Source organism: Microbulbifer elongatus, assembly GCF_021165935.1.
Taxonomy (GTDB): Bacteria; Pseudomonadota; Gammaproteobacteria; order Pseudomonadales; family Cellvibrionaceae; genus Microbulbifer; species Microbulbifer elongatus.
The window spans coordinates 360073-379334 of sequence record NZ_CP088953.1 but is presented as its reverse complement, the minus strand read 5'-3'; the positions used below and the strand labels follow the sequence as shown (position 1 = coordinate 379334).

The following is a 19262-nucleotide window of genomic DNA, read 5'->3' as shown; positions in this document are numbered from 1 at the left end:
ATTACCTCGGAACTCGAGGGCTTCGACAGCAGTCTTACCACGCGGGGGTATACCGGCCATGAAATGTTGGATCAGGTGGGACTGATTCATATGAATGGGCGGATTTATGATGCGCGGTTGGGGAGGTTTTTGCAGGCGGATCCGATACTGCAGTTCCCAGACAATGCACAGAGCTATAACCGATATAGTTATGTGCTGAACAATCCCCTGACTTACACCGATCCGAGCGGTCACATTATACCCGCTATTGTTGGTATCGTGATGGCCGTTGCCAAAGTCAAAGTTGCATATATCGCAGTCACTGTCGGGGTTCTCACGTTTGCGCAGGCGATGGTACAAGGGGCTGATTTTGGCGATGCGTTAATAGCGGGAGTATCTGCCGCAGCGATGTCCTACGTTGGCGGCACGATTGCGCAAGGCAGCGGTTTTGGAGCTAACCTTGAAACTCTTGGATTTTCTACTCTGGGAGGAATAACGAGCGCTTTGCAGGGTGGAAAATTCGGGCACGGATTTGTCAGTGCCGGTGTTGGCGCTGTTACTGGTGGTTCTCTTAAATTGGAGTCTGGCGCCGGTTGGGCAAATTTGGGTAAAGCCGCAGCGCGTGTTGCTATTGCTGGGACTGTATCTCGGGCTACTGGTGGGAAGTTTGCAAATGGGGCTAGTACCGCCGCCTTTGCGATGTTACTGAGCGCAGCAGCTCAATCCAGACAAAAAATTCCTGGATTCGATTTGAGTACATCTGAAGGGCGAGAGCAGTACGCGAATTGGGTTTGGGAGAATAAAGGGATGTTCGGGATAGAGGCTGCAGATGGTACGTCATTTGAATATGTTGATGAGTACATGATGTATGACAACACTTTTGGCCGGGTTATATGTGATGGCCCTTGTACTCAGGTCGATAATGTTAGTCGCTTCGAAATGGGCGGCGAATTTTTCCAAGACAGTGGAAAAATTGTTCTCTACCGTGGAGCCTTCACTCCCATGGAAGCTGCGGTAATCATGGGCCCGGATTCCAATCCAACCATTCTTGGCAATCTGAATACATCTCCCGCTGGCAGTGTTGTTTGGGCGATGGGGCACGAGGCAGCCCATACACTGGGTGTGGATATAGGTTCAGCGGTCTATCCCCATTTGGGAGCGGAAAACTACGGCTATAAGGCATATCAGAAGTATAGGGCTTTAGGAGGTAAATGAGCATGAAAAGGATCTTTCTATCGGTTTTCTGTTTAGCTCTGGTTTGGTAATCAACGGTTCAGGCGGCCACTATTCGAGTCCCCACGTTCGAAGCTGTTGTCAATCAGTCGGAGACGATAGCCACCGGCTTTATTTATGAGGGAAAGTCTTCCGATCAAAGTTTAACTGGAGCGGGTTTAAGTCCTACCTCTAGGTACTGTGCTCGCTTAGAGCGAATTATTTTTGGCTCATATGAGGGCAGAAAAATTTGTTTCCGTGCTTCGGCCGGATTGAAAATTGGAGTACCGTATCTTTTATTTCTTTCTAAGAGTGAAGATGTTGATAGTGATGGTGAGCCAGTTAGCTATGTTGGGCCGTTGGCTTTAGAAATCGTGGGGCCTAATGTGTATCACGATTTTAGAGCTGTGCGATGGGAGGCTGTTCAGAACCCAATAATTCCTGGGCTCATTGAAAGTAAGGCTGTGGCAGATTATCAAGATGTTAGTGATGCTAAAAAAAATCGGTCTATCTTGGTCTATTCGTATTTTCCATTAAAGTCAGTTGAAGAAGCTGTCCGGCAGTTTAAAAGCAGCAATCATTGAAACCGAATAAACCACCAAAGCCCCGGCAGAGCCATCTGCCGGGGCTTTGTGTTATCTGGCATTCCCCTCTTAGCCGCTAAGCCGCATCCCCCGCCGAGAGCCGATTGGCGGCGTGCTTGAGGATCAGGAAAATATTGGGGTCAGAGAAAAATTTTGACGTCAATTTATACTATGTGGACCAAGCCTGTACTTTTCATAATGGCCATACGTTCAAGGAGGAACCATGGCTAGATTGCCTCGACTCACGCCCGCCGGTATGCCTCAGCATTTGATTCGGCGAGGTAACAATCGACAAATCTGTTTTGTTGCGAAGATGACTTTGTTGCCTACGCCAGCTGGCTGAAACAGTATTCACGGGAATCCCAGGTAAAAATCCATGCCTGGGTATTTATAACCAATCATGTTCATCTACTGGCGACGCCGGAAACTGATGATAGTATTTCCCGAATGTTGCAATCCCTTGTCCGGATGTATGTACGATATTCAATCGAGCATACAGGCGGTCTGGCACGTTTTGGGAGGGACGCTACAAGTTCTGCCTGGTAAAGTCGGAACCCTATCTGTTGTGATTAAATTCGACATATTTACCCCAAGCTCCAAGCCCCCATTTTTTTAAAAAACGTTGTGGACCCATCCCTTTACGCTGCGTCGGCGACGTCCTGTCGCCGACGCTTCTGAAGACCGATCCCCGGCACCCCTCCTTCGCGTGTTACTGCAGTGCTTTTTCTTGTGACCGATTACAAATGCGGAATCGTCAGCACCGACTGCCGGCTGCTGCGATAGGGCACCTCAATTTCATAGTTTGTATCTTCCGGCTTTTGATAAATCGCACCTTCGGTATCAATCGCGAGGGTCACCACGTGCCCCGGTGGTACGTCATAGGCGGTGGTGAAGAGGTCCATGGAGATCTTCTGTGCCTTGCCTACTTTGGCGTTGTGCAGGGTGTAGGGGGCGTGGGTGATGAGGCGGCCGAGCCCGAGGGGGCCGGTGTCGTAGAGGTGTACCTGGAGTTGCACTTCGGGCTTGCTGGGTTTTATCCACATTTCGAGGCTTGGGGTGCCGCGGATTTTGAAGGTGCTCCAGTGTAACGGGGAGTTGTATTCGATGGCGTGGTAGCCGTTGATGCCGGTCATGGCGGTGTAGACGGGAATGCCGAAGCCCTCGAGGGCGTCGGAGATGACGGGGATGCCGGTGCCGGCTTTGGTGTCAGAACCGCCGTGGAAGTCGTTGCTCCAGCCCCAGCCGCTGTAGGGGCGGGTTTTCATGCTGGCGTTGTTGAAGTAGCTGAACCTGGGGTGCAGGTGGTAGCGGGTGGTTTTGTCGGTTACCGGGAAGTCGTCGAACTGTTCGAGTCTGTTGCTGATGCGCACGGTCATGTCCACTTTGGGCTCGTGATCAATGCCGTTGGGTTGGTCTTTGAGGTAGCGGTCGAACCAGCGGAAGGTGGTGGCCCAGATGTGGCCGTTGTTGCCGCCAAGGGTTTCGGTGACGGCGTGGGTGCCGGGGTTCAACAGGAGTTTCTTGGGGCCGTCCAGCAGGCTGTAGAGCTGGGTCATGCTGTTGGGTTTGAACAGGTAGTCGGCGAAGTTGTTGGACATAAGCACGGCGGTGCCGTTGCTGTTCAGTTCTGGCACGTAAGAGAGCGCGGAGCGGGGCGCGGCAAATTCCTCGACGCCCTGGATATTTTCGGTGGCGCGGAGGTTGGCCCAGATGGCGTCGACTTCGGGGTCGAGATTGAGGGCGGTGGTGGTGAGGATGGTGCCCCACACCAGATTGACGGTGTTGCCGGGGTAGAGTCCTTCGATCACGTCGGACCAGCCGGAAAGGGCGGCGACGGCGTCCACGCGGGGGTCCCGGGCGGCGGTGATCAGGGAGATCCCGGCGCCGTAGGAGATACCCGCCATCCCCAGTTTGCCGACCGGGTAGTGGGCTTCGAGCCAGTCGATCAGCACGCCGGCATCGCGGATGGAGTTTTCTCCGGCCACGTCCACCATCCCGCCGGAGGTGCCAAAGCCGCGGGTGGAGTAGCTCATTACCAGGTAGCCAATGTCGGCAAGCTCGGCGGCCTGTAGCAGGTACTGGTGCTTGTCGAGCATCCAGCTGTTGGTAAACAGCACGGTGGGATAGCCGCCGGCGGGGGCCGGGGTGTCGGGGATAAACAGGTTGGCGTCCAGTTCCGTGCCGTCGAAGGTGGTGATATCCAGGTCGGCAATAAAGGTGGGGGCGGCCTGAGTGGCAGGGGTAAATGCGGCGCACAGGGCACCGGCCAGCAGCGCCGGCAGGGCGAGTGTTTTCATGCTCTTCTCTCTGTATTTATTTCTTTTATTACAGCGTCATCGCTCCGGCCGGGCCCCACTTTTCGCAGGGGGCAGTGGTTCGGTATGGATTACCTGAGCCGGCCAGAAACTGGAGTCTATGGGGAGGACCCAGGCAGAGAAGATGAAATTTCTGTGACTGTGAATTACTTATCAGTCAGTGACGCGTACCTATACGTAGAACTTCAGGGTCATTTTGTGACCGGGGGCGACCAGCTGGTCTGTGACCGGCTTATACTCAGGATGAATTACAGGTTCTCGTTTAAGATTGTTCTTTTTTTAAACAGTGAAAACAGGTATTGTGGAATTTCGCGCAACGTCGTTCAAAAAGTGAACAGTTGCTTCCTTCTGAGAAGATCTAGCGAAAACTCCGGGTGGTCAGAATATGTTTTCACGAATGCTCGCATACTTGGTCGTTTTTTCCGGCGCATGGCTGTTTACCAGCGATGTAATGGCGGACAACCTGGCGAAAGACACCTGGTACGAAATTGACAGCGCTAACTTTCAGATCATCACCAACGGTGAGCCGGGCTCGGTGCGTCGCCTGGCGGAGGATCTGGAGCGCTACCGTGCGGTCGCGTTGGATTTGCTGGGCGCGAAAGACGATGGCGCCAAACTGACCATCTACGCCGCAGCGGATCGCGAAAGTTATGCCGGCCTGGTGGGGGAAGATCTTTCCGAGCTGACCAATGGTCTGTTCGATACCACCGCCGAGGGCAGCTATGCCCTGGTGAACCTGGATGGCCGTACCGGGGAGCGCCAGCTGGAAGCGCGGGAGTTTCTGTTCCACGAATACACCCACTTTCTCAGCTACAACGGTACCACGACCCACTACCCCTACTGGTACAGCGAGGGCTTTGCCGAGTTCATGTCCACCATGACCTTTGGCCCGGGTAATACCTACGATATCGGTGCCATTCCCGGCGAGCGCGCCATGACCCTGCTGTACACCGCACCGGTGCCCCTGCAGGAACTGCTGCGTGCCACCGTGTATAACACGCCGGATGAAGAGAAAGGCCGCGTGTATGCCAGTGGCTGGATGCTCGCACACTGGATCGTGATGGAGAGCGGCAAGACCGAGGAATTCAAACAATTTGTTGTGGACTACAACAACGGCGCCGACCCGGTGAAGGCGTTGACGAAAAACCTGGGTATGTCCATCGGTGAGATCGAGGATATCTACAACGAGAAGTTTCAAGATGGCCGCTTTAAGCTGGCGCGCGGTAAAGTTCCGGCGAGTTTTAAACCGGAACGCCCCAAACTGACGGTGCTCAGCGGGCAGGAAACCGTCGTGGAGCTGGCGCGCTTCCTGGTGAAATCCGGCTATAACCCGCACGGCATTCACGACCTGGTCGAGTACGCCGAGCGCGCCAACCTCTACTCGCCGGAGCTGACCGCAGTGCGCGCCGATGCCGCTACCCGCGCCGGTGACTTCGATCAGGCCGCGCGCCTGCTGGCTCAGGTGGCGCCGTCGAACCGCGACAAGTTCTGGTATCAGAAAGCCCAGGCCTGGTTGTGGCTGAACCGTGAGATCAGCACCCTGGGTGGTGATCGCAGCAAGGAAATGCTGAAGGGAGCCCGCGACAAGTTCGTCAGGTTGGTCAACAACCAGGCCGATGAAGCGATGAACTGGTACGGCCTGGCGATCACCATGCAGATGCTGGGTTACCCGAAAAAGCAGTACGTGGAAATGCTGGAGCAGGCCTACCTGCGTGCGCCCCGCGAGTTGCATATCGCCCAGTGGATGGCCCAGGAACTGTACGATCGCAAAGATGCGGAGTACTTCGCCGAGGTGGCCCAGCCGCTGATGCTGGAACTGACCAACGAAGCCGAATACAACCAGATGAAGATGATGCTGGCGGAACTGAAGCCGGCCATTGCGGACAAAGGCAATAACCAAAGTCAGATTCAGGGTAAGGCGTCGGTAAAAGACAAAAAAGCCAGTGGCGCTGGCGGTGCCACCAAGGCGACACCCTGATACGGAGACTTTGTCCGCTGAAGATAAACTGGCGGGGCGAAGAGTGCGACGCGCAAGCGCGGTCACCCTTCGCCCCGTTTTTTATTTGTGCAGGGGTTTACTGTTCGTAGAGTTCGAGCGGTAGCCCATCCGGGTCACTGAAAAATGTGAAACGCTTGCCGGTGTACTCGTCCAGCCGCACCGGCTCTACCTCTACACCGCGCGACTCCAGGCGGGCTTTCACCTCGTCAATGGATTCCACCACAAACGCCAGGTGGCGCAGTCCTCGGGCCTCGGGGTAACTGGGTCGCGCTGGTGCATCGGGAAATGAAAACAGTTCAATCTGGCCGCCGTTTGCAAGACGCAGATCCAGCTTCCATGAATCGCGCTGTGCGCGGTAGTTTTCCGCAATGATTTCCAGCCCGAGAACTTCCGTGTAAAAGTGTTTCGATCGCGGATAATCCGAGCAGATGATTGCGGCGTGATGGATGGCGTTCAGCATGGTATTTCGTCGATTCCGGTCAGGAGGTCGGTTCGATGGTGCGAATGACTTTCGCCGGGTTTCCGGCCACTACCACATTGTCGCCAAAACTCTTGGTGACGACCGCACCGGAGGCGACCACCACATTGTTGCCGAGGGTGACACCGGGATTGATCACCGCCATGCCCCCGATCCAGCAGTTGTCGCCAACGGTGATCGGCCTGGCGTACTCTCGCCCGCTGTTTCTTTCTGCCGGATCCAGTGGATGGGTCGCGGTATAGATGCCAACCTGCGGGGCCAGCATGCAATTGTCACCAAAGCGGACTTCGGCTACATCCAGAATCACACAACCAAAGTTGGCGAAAAAATTCTCGCCTACGTGAATATTTTCGCCGTAGTCGCAATGGAAGGGAGACTCGATCTGAATCTGCTCGCCAGTGCTGCCAAATAATTGCCTGATCAACTTATCCCGTCGCACCCTGTCCTGCTGGCTGACGGTGTTCAGCTGTTCGAACAGCAGGCGAGCCGCCAGGCGCAATTCGGCGAGCTCCGGATCTGCCGGGTCGTACATTTCGCCGGCGAGCATTCTCTGCTTTTCTGTCATGTTTTTGTGTTCATTGTCCTGAATCAGGTTCTCTTCCAGCTGGCGATAAAAGCCATTGGCGGACTGAGTGGCGAGCTGGCCAGATCGCCACAATAATTTCCGATGTTGGATCGAGACTCCTCGAATGTCTGCAGCTGCAGGCCACTGGCGATCGCTGCGGAGAGTATGTCACTTAACGTGTGCTGGAAGTAATAATTGGGCTCTGCGTCGTACTTTTCACCAGAGAAATAATCCAGCCCGTGGGTATCAATCTGTGCCTCTCGGTTAAAGTAGGAGTAGGCAATGTATGAGGGGTTTCCTTCTTCATACATATTGAGCACCGGGTGCATTTCTTCCATCAGCATGAAGCCGCCGGGTTTCAGAAGGCGGCTGCAAACCGTAAAGAACTTATCGAGGTCCGGCATCCAGTTCAGTACGCCTACGGTGATAGCGACAATATCGAATTTCCCGTGGTGATGCTCCGGAATTTCGTAGACATTGTGTGTTTCAAAATTTACATCTGAGTAGTGCGGATGGTTGGCAAGAGCGCGCGCTTGCTCGATGAACTTACTTGAGCCATCAATTCCCAGGCAGTATCCCGCCCCTTTGTTCTTTATCGACAGCAGGTCTTTTCCGTTATTGCAGCAAATCTGTGCGACGGACGAATCTGCTACAAGCCTGGCGTCAACAAGGCGATTAAATTCCTCGTGTAGAGCGTTGAAATCCGGCGCTTTGGTTTGGGTTGCCAGACCGGGGTTTCTGCGGTGGTGGATTTCCGCAGCCTGATCCCATGATTTCAGCGTTTGCTCTGTATAAAACTTGGTTTTCATGGCTTTACGTGGCTGTCGTGTATGCGTATGGAAGTGGTGAACAACTGCACCGCTGGCTGTTCCAGCGCGCTGCTTTTACAGGTAATCGCATTCTGGATCTGGTAGCAGAAGCGCTCTGGCCTCAGTGCGGCCAGCTGCCCATTTCTAACATATTCCTCCGCCAGATAGGTGGGCAGGAAGCCGATAAATTTTCCCGACAGGATCATCGCCAGGCGCGCGGCCATATGGTTGGCGATGCTTTTGTTGGGGAACAGGCGGTACAGGTGCGCGGCACCGGACAGCACCGCGTGGTCCGGGGCGGCGAGCTCCTGTTGGGTAATCCGTTCATCATCGGTATCGGCGACTGTGCACGGATGACCGGCGGCTGCGTAGAGCAGGGACTGGTGACTGAAAAGTGGCTGATAGCTGAGGCCGGGGCGGCGCGAGTGCAGCGGGTTGATGCCCACGTCGGCGCGGCCAGCGAGGATTTCCAGTTCCAGCTCGTGGGGTGCTGCCAGCTGGATATCCAGTTGCAATTGCGGCGCCCGCTCGCGCAGGCGCGCAATGGTGGCGGGCAGATCCAGCTGGGGCATGGCCAGGGCATCGTCCGGCAAGATCACCCGCAGTTTGCCGGTGAGCTGTGACTGGATGGCGTTGACCTGACTTTTGAAGGTGGCCAGGTGCCCGTCCAGTTCGAGGATGGCCTGGTACAGGGACTCGCCCTCGGGGGTGAGCTTGAAGTCCGCGCGCCCGCGGGAGCGGATACACAACTGCATCCCGAGGCGAGTCTCCAGGTCCGTCAGGTGCACACTGATGGTGGAGCGGTTGATGTTGAGCGCGACCTCCGCAGACGCCAGGCCGCCGGCCTGCACCACTTCGCGAAAGACCCGAAGCAGCCGCAGGTCCATATCACTGAGGCGGCCGGAAAGGGCATGCTTGCTGCTGGTTGGCTTGGTTTTTGTTGCGGGTTTCGGGGTCGAATCTGGCATGGGCTCGCCTACAGGGCAGGTTCCTAGAATCGGGAATTTCACAAAGTTTGATGGATTTAAACTTTAGTTGCAAAGATCTTACTATTCGCCGTCGAAGTACCGGGCCAGAATCCATGAAAAGCTTATATACCGGCTGATTAGGGAGTGTTCGATGAAATTGAATAATAGCCAGCTATTGAAGACCCAGAACTACATCAATGGCCTGTGGTGCGAGGGTGCCGGTAAGTTAGCAGTTACTGACCCGGCGACTGGAGAGTTGCTGGCAGAGATTGCCGATGGCAGCGCTGCCGACGCTGAGCGCGCGGTGGGCGCGGCCCACGACGCCTTCCCGGAATGGAGCCGCAGAACCGCCGCCGAACGTGCCGCCGTACTGAAGCGCTGGTACCAGCTGATCGCTGAGAACCGAGAGGATCTGGCCCGCCTGCTGACCCTGGAGCAGGGCAAGCCCCTGGCAGAGGCCATGGGTGAGATCGACTACGGCGCCTCCTATATCGAGTGGTACGCGGAGGAGTGTCGTCGCGCCTACGGTCAGACTATCCCCACGCACAACCCGGCCATGCGCCTGCACACCATCCGTCAGCCGGTGGGTGTGGTGAGCTGCATCACCCCGTGGAATTTCCCCAATGCGATGATTACCCGCAAGGCGGCGCCGGCGCTGGCGGCCGGCTGTACGGTGGTGATCAAGCCGGCGTCGGAAACGCCGCTGTCGGCCCTGGCCCTGTGTGCACTGGCGGAGCAGGCCGGGTTGCCGGCGGGCACGCTGAATGTGGTGGTGGGCACCGATTCTGCCGCGATTGGCAAGGTGCTGACCCAGGATCCGCGGGTGGCGAAGTTCACCTTCACCGGTTCGACGCCGGTGGGCAAGCTGCTGATGGCCCAGTGCGCGAGCACCATCAAGAAAATGTCGATGGAGCTCGGCGGCAATGCGCCGTTTATCGTGTTCGACGATGCGGACATCGATATGGCGGTGAGCGCCTGTATGGCGACGAAGATGCGCAATGCGGGGCAGACCTGTGTGTCCACCAACCGGATTTACGTGCACGAGTCGGTGCACGACGTGTTTGTGGATAAGTTGCGCGCGCAGATGGAAAGACTTCAGCCGGGTCATGGCCTGGATGAGGGGACGACGTTTGGGCCGCTGATTTTCCGCCGGGCGGTGGATCGGGTGCACGGCCTTGTTGAAGAGGCGGTGGCGAACGGGGCGCGCCTTCTGTTGGGCGGGGATTTTCTGCCCAACGGGGAGAATTTCTATGCGCCTACGCTGTTGACGGAGGTGCACGATGAGATGCGCATTGCTCGTGAGGAGATTTTTGGGCCGCTGGCGGTGGTGCAGAAGTTCTCTGATGAAGATGATGTGATTGAGCGCGCCAATGATACGCCGTTCGGGTTGGCGGCCTATGTGATGAGTGAAAACATTCACCGGGCGAACCGGGTGGTGGAGGCGCTGGAGTACGGGATGGTGGCCTGTAACGCGGGTGTCTTTTCCACGACGGTGGCGCCGTTCGGTGGTTGCAAGGAATCCGGTATCGGTCGCGAGGGCGGTGTCGAGGGCATGGCCGAGTTTTATGAGACCAAATATTGCTGCTATGGGGTTTGAGCTTCGTCTTTTCTGACGAACCTTCTTTTAGGTTTTGTGGCGGCAAAGCACCGGGTACAGGTTTTCAGGACCACTGTGAACCCATCCATGGGCGTTGCGTCGCAAACTTCCTGTTTGCGACGCTCCTGAAAACCTGTACCCGGCACTTTGCCTTCGCGTCGATATTTTTACTACGTTAGAGACACGTAAAAATTTTAATCGGAGAACATCATGTCCGAACTGAATACCAACGCATTCTGGATGCCGTTTACTCCCAACCGCACCTTCAAGGCGGCGCCGCGTATTGTGGAGCGCGCGGAGGGGATTTACCTGTTTGAGAGGTCTGGTCGCAAGATCATCGATGCGACCGCGGGCCTGTGGTGTTCCAATGCGGGCCACTGTCGCAGTGAGATTGCCGAGGCGATTCACCAGCAGGCGATGAAGCTGGATTACAGCTCTATTTTCAATTTCGGCCACGAGCTGAGTTTTGAATATGCGGAGCGTCTGGTGCAGTACACGCCGGATCCGCTGAACCATGTGTTCTTCGGTAACTCCGGATCCGAGGCGGTGGAGTCGGCGCTGAAAATTGCGCTGCAGTACCAGCGCGCACGGGGTAAGGGTACCCGTACCATGTTTATCGGCCGCGAAAAGGGCTACCACGGGGTGAACTTCGGCGGTATTTCCGTAGGTGGTATCGCGCCGAATTATCAGAGCTTTGGCCAGCCGCTGAAGGCAAACCATCTGCGTCACACGCTGGATATCGAGCGCAATGCGTTCACCAAGGGCTTGCCGGAGCAGGGTGTGGAGCTGGCGGAGGATCTGGAGCGTCTGGTGGCGTTCCACGGCGCGGATCAGATCGCAGCGGTGATTATTGAGCCTTTCTCCGGTGCCGGCGGTGTGATTCTGCCGCCCAAAGGTTATCTGAAGCGCATCCGCGAGATCTGTGATCAGCACGATCTGTTGCTGATTTTTGATGAGGTAATTTCCGGCTGGGGCCGTCTGGGATCGCCGTTTGCCTCGGAAGAGTTTGGCGTGACGCCGGATATGATTACTTCGGCGAAAGGCATTACCAACGCCACGGTGCCGCTGGGCGCGGTGTTTGTCAGCGACAAGATCTACAACACGGTGATGGATGCGGCGGCAGAGGGGATGGTGGAGCTGTTCCACGGCTATACCTATTCCGCACACCCGGTGGCCTGTGCGGCGGGGATGGCGACGCTGGATATTTACGATCGCGAAGGGCTGTTGACCCGCGCGGGTGGGGATATTGGATCCTACTGGGAAAATGCGCTGCACAGCCTCGCGGATCTGGACAATGTGATCGATGTCCGCAACTACGGCCTGGTCGGCGCTATCGAGCTGCGCGCGCCGGAAAATCTGAAAGGCAAATTTGGAGCCAAGGCATCGGCGCTGGCCTGGGACGCTGGTGTGATGGCGCGAGGCATTGGTGATGCGCTGTGTATGTCACCGCCACTGATAATCGAGACCCATGAGATCGACGATATTGTCGGAAAACTGCGCGAAGTGATTTCCGGCCTGGGATAAGCCGGCTGTCATAAAAGCCTGAGACGGGCGTGACTTTTCCACAGCGGCGGGAAAGTGCACGCCCGTTTCTGTTTCCCTTTCCGCTAGATATTGCTCTCTGCATATTTCCTGCCCCCGCCTGTCAACCTTTTCCCCGCAGTTCCGTTGTTATCTTCGAATCGGCCGAATTCACCCCTGCTCACCCTGTTGAAACGAATACCGATAACGAGGAATCAAGGATGTGGAAAATCTCTCTACCCCCGGTCCGGCACTGGCTGTTCCAGCTGTCGGCTGCCTTTGCACTGAGTACTCTGCTAACCGCCTGCGGCGGTGGCGCTGGTGGCAATGCCCCTGCCGGGGAACAAAATAACGCTCCGCCACCACCCAGCAATGCGCAGTGCGAAACCTCGGATACCGGCAGCGACTCAGAACAATGCGGTGCGCTGTTTGTGGGGATCACCGATGCCGACGGCGATTTCCTGCGGTACCAGGTCGCTGTGGTGTCGCTCAGCCTGGAGCGCGCCGATGGCGTGGTGGTTGAAGTATTACCGAGCGCCAATACGGTGGATTTCGCGCAATACGTGGACGTTACCGAATTGGTCACCGCAGCGACTGTGCCGGTGGGCACTTACATAGGTGGCGAGATTACGCTGGATTATCGCGAGGCCGATGTACGCGTGGAAGTGGCCGGCGAAGCGCGTGCGGCGACGGTAGTGGATGAAGGTGGTGCGCAGATCGAGCAGATTACGCTTGCGTTGACCATCGACAATCGCAACCAGCTGGTGATCGCGCCGGGAATACCCGCAATGCTTACCGCAGATTTTGATCTGGCGGCCTCGCATACCGTTGATGTGAGTGGCGCGGAGCCCGCTGTGACCCTGTATCCCGTGCTGGTGGCGGAAGTCAACGCGCACGCGCATAAGGACTTCCGCATTCGAGGCCCGCTGATCACTGTGGCGGAAAACGAAAATGATTACCGTATCGCGGTGCGGCCGTTCTATCGCAGCCAGGGGCGCTTTGGTGGTGTCGATATTGAAACCGACAGCGAAACCACCTGGGAGATCAATGGCGAGGCCTACGTCGGCGCAGCCGGTCTGGCGGCGTTGGCCGAACTGGAAGCGGGCACGGCGACACTCGCCATGGGTGTTTACGAGGGAGGATCGCGGGTGTTTCGCGCGCGTGCGGTGCTCGTTGGCGCCAGCGTACCGGGTGCCGAGCTGGACGCGGTCGAAGGGCATGTGGTGGCGCGCTCGGACAACCTGCTGACCGTGCGGGGCGCTACTCTGGTGCGCACCGACGGCGCGCTGGCGTTCAATCAACAGGTAGCGGTACAGCTGGCTGACACCACGGTGGTGCGGAAGCTCCTGAAGCCGTTTGAGCCGCTGACCATCGACGATATCTCCATCGGCCAGCGCATTCGGATTCTCGGGGAGTGGGAGCATGAGCGCGGGACGTTACAGGCGCAGAGTGGGCGAGCGCATTTATTACTGACCCGTTTGTCTGCCACCGGTGGTGAAAGGGTTTCAGACACTTTGCAGGTGGCGGCGCTGGCTTTTGGCGGTCGCGATATTTCGCTGTTCGACTTTTCCGGGACCGGTGATGTGCCGGAGAACGATGCGAGCCCCACGGCGTATCAGGTGAGTGCCGCCGGCCTGGATCTTGGTGCCATCGATCCCGGCGCGCCCCTGAGTATTCGCGGCTATGTGGCGCCGTACGCGGGTGCGCCGACCGATTTCAATGCACTTTCTGTTGCCGATTTCAGCGATGCCCGCGCGCGAATGCTGCTGAGCTGGCAAGGGGAGGGGGATACCGGTGCGTTTGTCAGCCTGGACGGAGCGGGACTCACCCTGTCTGCGGAGGGCGCCATCGGCGCAGCCCATCATATCCGCCGCGGTGCCCATCACACGGATCTGTTTACCCTCGATGCGCTGCCGTCGATCGCGCCAGTGGACGCCCAGCGTTTTGGTCGTGGAATCTACACCCTCGCGGTACCGGCGGATGACAGACGTGAACTGTTGTTCTTCTCGGATTTCGGCAGCTTTGCCACGGAGCTGGATGACCGGCTGGCCGGCGGTGCCGCCGTGAAGCTGTTGCATGCCAGTGGTTATTTCGACGATGGGGACAACCGCTTTTCCGCCATTGGTCTGAGCGTGGTTTTGCGCCGACCGACAAACTGAATGGCGTGGCGAGATCGGCGCCATGGGGGTTATTCACCAGGGAAACTACACTGAATAAGTAGTCGGTCGAGTGGCAGGCGCAGCGCAGGCTCCGTACCTGTGGGCGCTGCCGCGATCGCCGGTCTCCTGAGCAGAGCGGCGCCTCCGGCTACTATGCGTGCGCGGCCTTCCGCCGGCGGGTTTTCGCGGTGGCGGGAGACCGTGCGCTGCTGTGTGTTGCCCTGGCGACAAGCTGCGGAGCGCAGTGGTTGCTGGTATCCCGCGAGGTAATTGCCGGTGAATTTGCCCAAGTTGATCGACTCCAGGTGTGCCATCTGCGGAGTCAGGCCGCATCTGCTGGCTGCTGCATTGCTGACCGCAGCCAGTCTCGCTGTTCCTCCGGGAGTGCAGGCGCAGAGCACGCCCCCGGCGGGGCAGTCCAGCGGGGAATCGGCGGAAGATTATGCCCGTGATCCCAATCGCCAGAAGCAGCTGTCGGCCGATGCCGTCCGCCTGATCTTGAGTGGCAATATCTATTTTTACCAGGGAGGGTATTTCTACCGTCAGGAGGATGACGGTTACCTGCGGGTGGAACCTCCACTGGGGGCGGAACTCACGTTCCTGCCGTACGGCAGCCAGGGGTTTGAAATCGATGGCCGGCGGTTTTTTCTCAGTGGTACCGGCACTTTTTATCGTTACGAGCCCCGCCGGCGCAGTTATGTGGTGACCACGCCACCCTACGAGTGGAGGCGGTACTATAACGGTGACCTGGTGGGCGCTTATGAAGACCGTCTCTACGGCGATCCCGACCTGGAACTGGAAAATCTGCGCGACCGCTCTGGTATCCCGCGCGCCTATCCACCTGTCCCACCCAGTGGCGCCCGTCCCGATGGGATGAACAGTGAGCCCCTGCAGGAGGACGGATACCGCGACCCCCGTCGCCGGGATCCGAGCCCTTATGCCAACATCCGCCCGCGCTACGATGCCAATGGCGAACGTTACGACAATCGCGCCCTGGCGGAGTCCCTGTGCCGCCAGGATGCCACCAGTGCGGCACAGCGGGGCAGCAGTCTCGACCGTCAACGATTGCGTATTTATCAACGGGAATACCGGGACTGTATCCAGCGTTACGACCGTCAGCGCTAGGGAAGAAATCCACCAGTGCGGCTCATCTACACTGAAACAGATGTGTGGTGTATAGCCTGCGCTGTGCGCCGACGGTTGTGAATTCCAGCGGTACAGGGAAGTTACGGCATGATCGCCAGTCACGCCCACAACAAGCACGCGCCCCGGGCAGATATCGCTCGGTGGTTGTTGCTGTGCCTGTGTTTCGCAACGCTGCTGATCCCCGCGCTTTCCTGGGCCCAGCTCCCCTCCACCAAGCCCAAAGAATTCTCCCCCGTCGTGCCGGACTTCAACGCCTTGGCGGCAGACTGGTGGACCCAATGGCCGGAGGCCACCCAGGAACAGAAAACACAGTGGCTAGCGGATGTAGAAAGCGCCTGGCAGACGTGGAGTAATAACCTACCGGAAGAGGCGCAGCTGGACGACCGGGTGAAACGGGTAAACCAGCGCATTGCCGGTATTCGCAAAACCTGGGAGAAAAGCGAAAGCCTGAAGAGCGTGCAGATACTACCGGATGTGGAGTTTCCGGCTAAGCCGACGGTATTGCAGTGGGCGGAGTCCGATGCGGCGGTAGCCCGCGGGCAGCAGCGTTTTCTCGGACTGCAGCTGGAAAAAAACCAGCTGGACGACGGCGTCGCCCTGTCCCTCAGTCGAGTGCGCGAGCGGGTAATGGTACTGCGCGATACCAACCGCAATGACCCCAAGTTCCTCAGCGCCACACTGAACGTATTTCTCGCACAGATTACCCATATTCAGGCCCTCGAAGAGCAGTTGCTGCTGAAGAATCAGCTGGCGGCCTGGGATGAGGAGCTGACATTCGCCCGTACCGAGCTGGAGCGTATGCTCAAACAGCTGCAGTACAGTGCCGAAGTGGCGGAAAAGCTGGCGGCTGCGCGTACCGAGGAGAAAACCAATCTGCAGGAACTGGCAAGGGAGCGCAGCGATTCCCAGCACCTGATCTTTGAAAGCTCCGATGCTGCAGTCACCCTGGAGCAGCAGATCAAAATGCTGGTGTTCAGTGTGGAGGCGCTGGAAAACCGCTTGCAGATTCGCAAGCAGGAGCTACTGCAGGCGATCAACAGTGTGCTGGCACCGGGCGGTGAGGACGAGAACCTGTCCATCGACAAGGACCTGGTCGAGAACGCGGAGAAAGCCCAGGCCAACCTTTCCCGGCAGCTCAATGTGCGCCAGCGTCAGATTGTTGCCTGGGTGGGGGAAGACACCGAGGGCATGCGGAAATGGTGGCGCCAGTTCGAGAAAATCGACAGTGCGCTGGGGCGGACCAACGACCTGATCGACGATGTAAAGCGCTACGAGACCGCGCAGCTGTATGTGTATCAGCGTCAGCAGGGCTGGTGGAAAACCCTTGGCGAACGCTTCGTGCATCAATTGCAGGAAATACGCACGGGCTGGCGCAATCTCGCCAACTACAAACTGTTCGCGATCAGTGAGCAGGCGATTACCCTGAAAGACATCGCGCAGATGGCCCTGGTGATCATCGGCGCCTGGGCCTGCTCCCGCCTGCTCAATATTATTTTGCGGCGTATGGTGCACAAGAGCCGCACTACCGAGCAGTCTGCCTACACCCTGTGGCGGATTCTCAATTACTGCATCGTACTGATCACCTTCATCATCATTCTCACCATGGTGGGGCTGGACACCTCCAAGCTGACACTGATTGCCGGTGCGCTCTCGGTGGGTATCGGCTTCGGGATGCAGGCGATTTTCTCCAATTTTATCTCCGGGATTATCCTGCTGTTCGAGCAGCCGTTAAGGGTCGGCGACCTGGTGGAACTGGAGTCCGGGGTGTTCGGGCGCATCCGCGATATCAATGTGCGTTCCACCCGGATTACCACCCGCGACAACGTGGATATCCTGGTACCCAACTCCGAATTCGTGACCGGCCGGGTCACCAACCACACGCTGGAAGATCCGGTGCGTCGGATACACGTGATGTTCGGCGTCGCCTATGGCACCGACCCGGAGCAGGTGCGGGAGGCGGCCATGGCCGCGGCGGAACGGGTGCCGGTCACCTTTACCAATTGGCAGCGCAAAACCGAGGTGTGGCTCACCGGCTTTGGTGACAGCGCGCTGGATTTCAAACTGGTGGTGTGGGTCAACAGCAATGCGGTGTCGTCCCTCGGTGATCTGAACGCGCTCTACAACATTGAACTGCTGCGGGAGTTTGATGAGCGCGGCATCGAGATCCCCTTCCCGCAGCGGGACCTGCATGTGCGCAGTTGGGGAGAGGGGGCGCCGCTGCCCCCAGCGCCCGCAGATGGCGCGTCACCCGAGGCCGGCGGAGTACGCAAGCCCTTAGAGCGGCGGGGTTCCGCCGGCGCCGAGGACTGGCCGGATGCCCCGGATGATGGCGCCAGTAGCGGGGGCGAGAGCGGTGGAGACGGGGACGCGCCAACCGGTCACTGATTTTGGCGCTATCTGCGGCGCGAAACCCGTCATTGTGGCCATTCGGGCAGAAATCGGGGCTGACCTCTATTCTCCTCCCCTGTATTCTGATGGCCCAGATAACAACGGCCCACTGCCCAACCGACCGCAGGCCCCCTCTTGCTGATTATTCCGATTCAGAACAAACCCGACTGGCGCCGGCCCCCACTGGTGTGTTTTGCGCTGATCCTCGCCAATCTGCTGGTGTTTGTGCTCTACCAGAGCGGTGATGAAGACCGCTGGCGGGTGGCGGAAGAGTTTTATTTCTCCAGCGAACTGCCGGTTCTGGACGAGGGGCGCTTTTACGAGTTTGTGGATGCGGAAAAGCCCGAGTGGCGGACCCAGGCGCAGGGTGCCGGAGAAGAATTCATCTACGAGCAGCTGCTGTGGAGCCGCGAATTCCATAACTGGCTGGTGACCCGGCTGGAGCAGGAAGGGGCGGAGCAGTGGCTTGCGCAGCGGCAGCAGTTTGCCGAGCGGCGCGACAGCCTCTCCAGTTTCGCCTTTGGCCTGATACCCGCAGAGCCCACCCTCAAGGGGTTATTGGGGCATATGTTCCTGCACGGCGGCTGGGATCACCTGCTGGGCAATATGGTCTTCCTGCTGCTGTTTGGTCTGTCGGTGGAACTGGCACTGGGTGCCGCCTGGTTTATCGGTCTGTATCTTGTCGGTGGCCTCGCCGCCGCCGGTCTGCACATGGGGGTGGAAGCGGGCAGCATGATGCCGATGATCGGTGCCTCCGGTGCCGTCTCTGCGGTGATGGGTATGTTTGTTGCCGTCTACGGGATTCGTCGACTGCGGTTCTTCTACACCCTGGGTTTTGCTTTTGGCGAATTCACCGCACCGGCACTGATGGTGCTGCCCCTGTGGTTGGGCAAGGAAGTCTTCGGGTATTTCTTCGGCAGCGAGAATATCGCCTACTGGGCGCACTTCGGCGGACTGATTGCGGGGTTTGTCTGCACCATGGCGCTGATTCGCGTGCGCCCCAGCCGCGAGATCCAAGTGGAAGAAGACCTGCCTCCGACCCCGGAGCAATTGGCGCTGGCGCGTATCGAATCCCTGCAGAATAGCGGCAAGCTGCTGGAGGCGGGTCAGGCCGCCACCGCCGCGGTCAGGCAGCATCCGGAATCCCTGTCCCTGATCCGGAAGTCCATCGAGCTCACCGCTCTGGCACCCGAAAGCGAGGCCCACCACCGCGCCTGGCTGGGGCTGTTTGCCCTGGCCAAGATGCCCGAGCAGGACTTTGCGCCGGTAGCGGAAGGGTTGGAATCCTATCTCGCCCAAACCCGAGAGCCCCGTGCGCTCACGGCGCGTGTGTGTCTTGTTCTGGCGCAGCGGGCGGCGGGGGAAAAACACTGGGGATTGGTGGAAGTCTTACTGCAGCGCCTGCAGCAAAAACAGCAGCGCCACCCGCTGATGGCGCGCCTGGCCAATGGCCTGGTCGAACACTACCGCCGTTGCGGCGATGAAGAGCGTGCGCGCAGGGCACTGGATTTTGCGCGGACGTTACAGCCGGCGGCGGTTTAG

At 58.1% G+C, this 19262-nt stretch carries 14 protein-coding genes; 9 read left to right on the top strand and 5 right to left on the bottom strand.

Annotated features, from left to right (window positions below):
* Positions 1 to 63: 63 nt before the first annotated feature.
* Positions 64 to 1194, top strand: a complete 1131-nt coding sequence (locus LRR79_RS01550; protein WP_231758683.1) for an RHS repeat-associated core domain-containing protein — start codon at positions 64 to 66, stop codon at positions 1192 to 1194.
* 269 nt (positions 1195 to 1463) lie between these two features.
* On the top strand, positions 1464 to 1775 hold the full coding sequence (locus LRR79_RS01545) for a hypothetical protein (protein ID WP_231758682.1): 312 nt from the start codon (positions 1464 to 1466) through the stop codon (positions 1773 to 1775).
* Between the two features lie 737 nt (positions 1776 to 2512).
* Here LRR79_RS01545 and LRR79_RS01540 read toward each other — a convergent pair.
* Positions 2513 to 4072: an alpha/beta fold hydrolase gene (locus LRR79_RS01540; protein ID WP_231758681.1), complete on the bottom strand. Its 1560-nt coding sequence runs from the start codon at positions 4070 to 4072 to the stop codon at positions 2513 to 2515.
* Positions 4073 to 4487: 415 nt separating this feature from the next.
* Between LRR79_RS01540 and LRR79_RS01535 the strand changes: the two genes are divergently transcribed.
* Complete coding sequence (locus LRR79_RS01535; RefSeq protein ID WP_231758680.1) at positions 4488 to 6068, top strand: hypothetical protein; 1581 nt, start codon at positions 4488 to 4490, stop codon at positions 6066 to 6068.
* A 97-nt stretch (positions 6069 to 6165) separates the two neighbouring features.
* Here the strand turns inward: LRR79_RS01535 and gloA2 are convergent, their stop codons facing one another.
* From gloA2 to LRR79_RS01515, 4 genes are read right to left on the bottom strand one after another with little or no spacing between them, the layout of a single operon-like run.
* The gene (gene gloA2, locus LRR79_RS01530) at positions 6166 to 6549 is read right to left on the bottom strand and encodes an SMU1112c/YaeR family gloxylase I-like metalloprotein (protein ID WP_231758679.1); all 384 of its coding nucleotides are present in this window, start codon (positions 6547 to 6549) and stop codon (positions 6166 to 6168) included.
* A gap of 19 nt (positions 6550 to 6568) precedes the next feature.
* A complete protein-coding gene (locus LRR79_RS01525; protein ID WP_231758678.1) occupies positions 6569 to 7132 on the bottom strand; it encodes a sugar O-acetyltransferase in 564 nt (187 codons plus the stop codon).
* A gap of 23 nt (positions 7133 to 7155) precedes the next feature.
* Positions 7156 to 7941, bottom strand: a complete 786-nt coding sequence (locus LRR79_RS01520) for a class I SAM-dependent methyltransferase (RefSeq protein ID WP_231758677.1) — start codon at positions 7939 to 7941, stop codon at positions 7156 to 7158.
* On the bottom strand, positions 7938 to 8909 hold the full coding sequence (locus tag LRR79_RS01515; RefSeq protein ID WP_231758676.1) for a LysR family transcriptional regulator: 972 nt from the start codon (positions 8907 to 8909) through the stop codon (positions 7938 to 7940). Before LRR79_RS01515 ends, LRR79_RS01520 begins: the two co-directional genes overlap by 4 nt.
* A 151-nt stretch (positions 8910 to 9060) precedes the next feature.
* Between LRR79_RS01515 and LRR79_RS01510 the strand changes: the two genes are divergently transcribed.
* The 6 genes from LRR79_RS01510 to LRR79_RS01485 all read left to right on the top strand — a co-directional run bounded on the left by LRR79_RS01510 (position 9061) and on the right by LRR79_RS01485 (position 19262).
* Complete coding sequence (locus LRR79_RS01510; protein WP_231758675.1) at positions 9061 to 10506, top strand: NAD-dependent succinate-semialdehyde dehydrogenase; 1446 nt, start codon at positions 9061 to 9063, stop codon at positions 10504 to 10506.
* Between the two features lie 210 nt (positions 10507 to 10716).
* Positions 10717 to 12030 carry an aspartate aminotransferase family protein gene (locus tag LRR79_RS01505; protein ID WP_231758674.1) on the top strand — a complete coding sequence of 438 codons (1314 nt, stop codon included), beginning with the start codon at positions 10717 to 10719 and terminating at the stop codon, positions 12028 to 12030.
* Positions 12031 to 12248: 218 nt separating this feature from the next.
* Positions 12249 to 14186: a hypothetical protein gene (locus LRR79_RS01500; RefSeq protein WP_231758673.1), complete on the top strand. Its 1938-nt coding sequence runs from the start codon at positions 12249 to 12251 to the stop codon at positions 14184 to 14186.
* 276 nt (positions 14187 to 14462) lie between these two features.
* Positions 14463 to 15311: a DUF3827 domain-containing protein gene (locus tag LRR79_RS01495; RefSeq protein WP_231758672.1), complete on the top strand. Its 849-nt coding sequence runs from the start codon at positions 14463 to 14465 to the stop codon at positions 15309 to 15311.
* A gap of 108 nt (positions 15312 to 15419) precedes the next feature.
* Entirely contained in the window at positions 15420 to 17717 is a 2298-nt protein-coding gene (locus LRR79_RS01490) for a mechanosensitive ion channel domain-containing protein (protein ID WP_231758671.1), read from the top strand.
* A 138-nt stretch (positions 17718 to 17855) separates the two neighbouring features.
* Entirely contained in the window at positions 17856 to 19262 is a 1407-nt protein-coding gene (locus LRR79_RS01485) for a rhomboid family intramembrane serine protease (RefSeq protein ID WP_231758670.1), read from the top strand.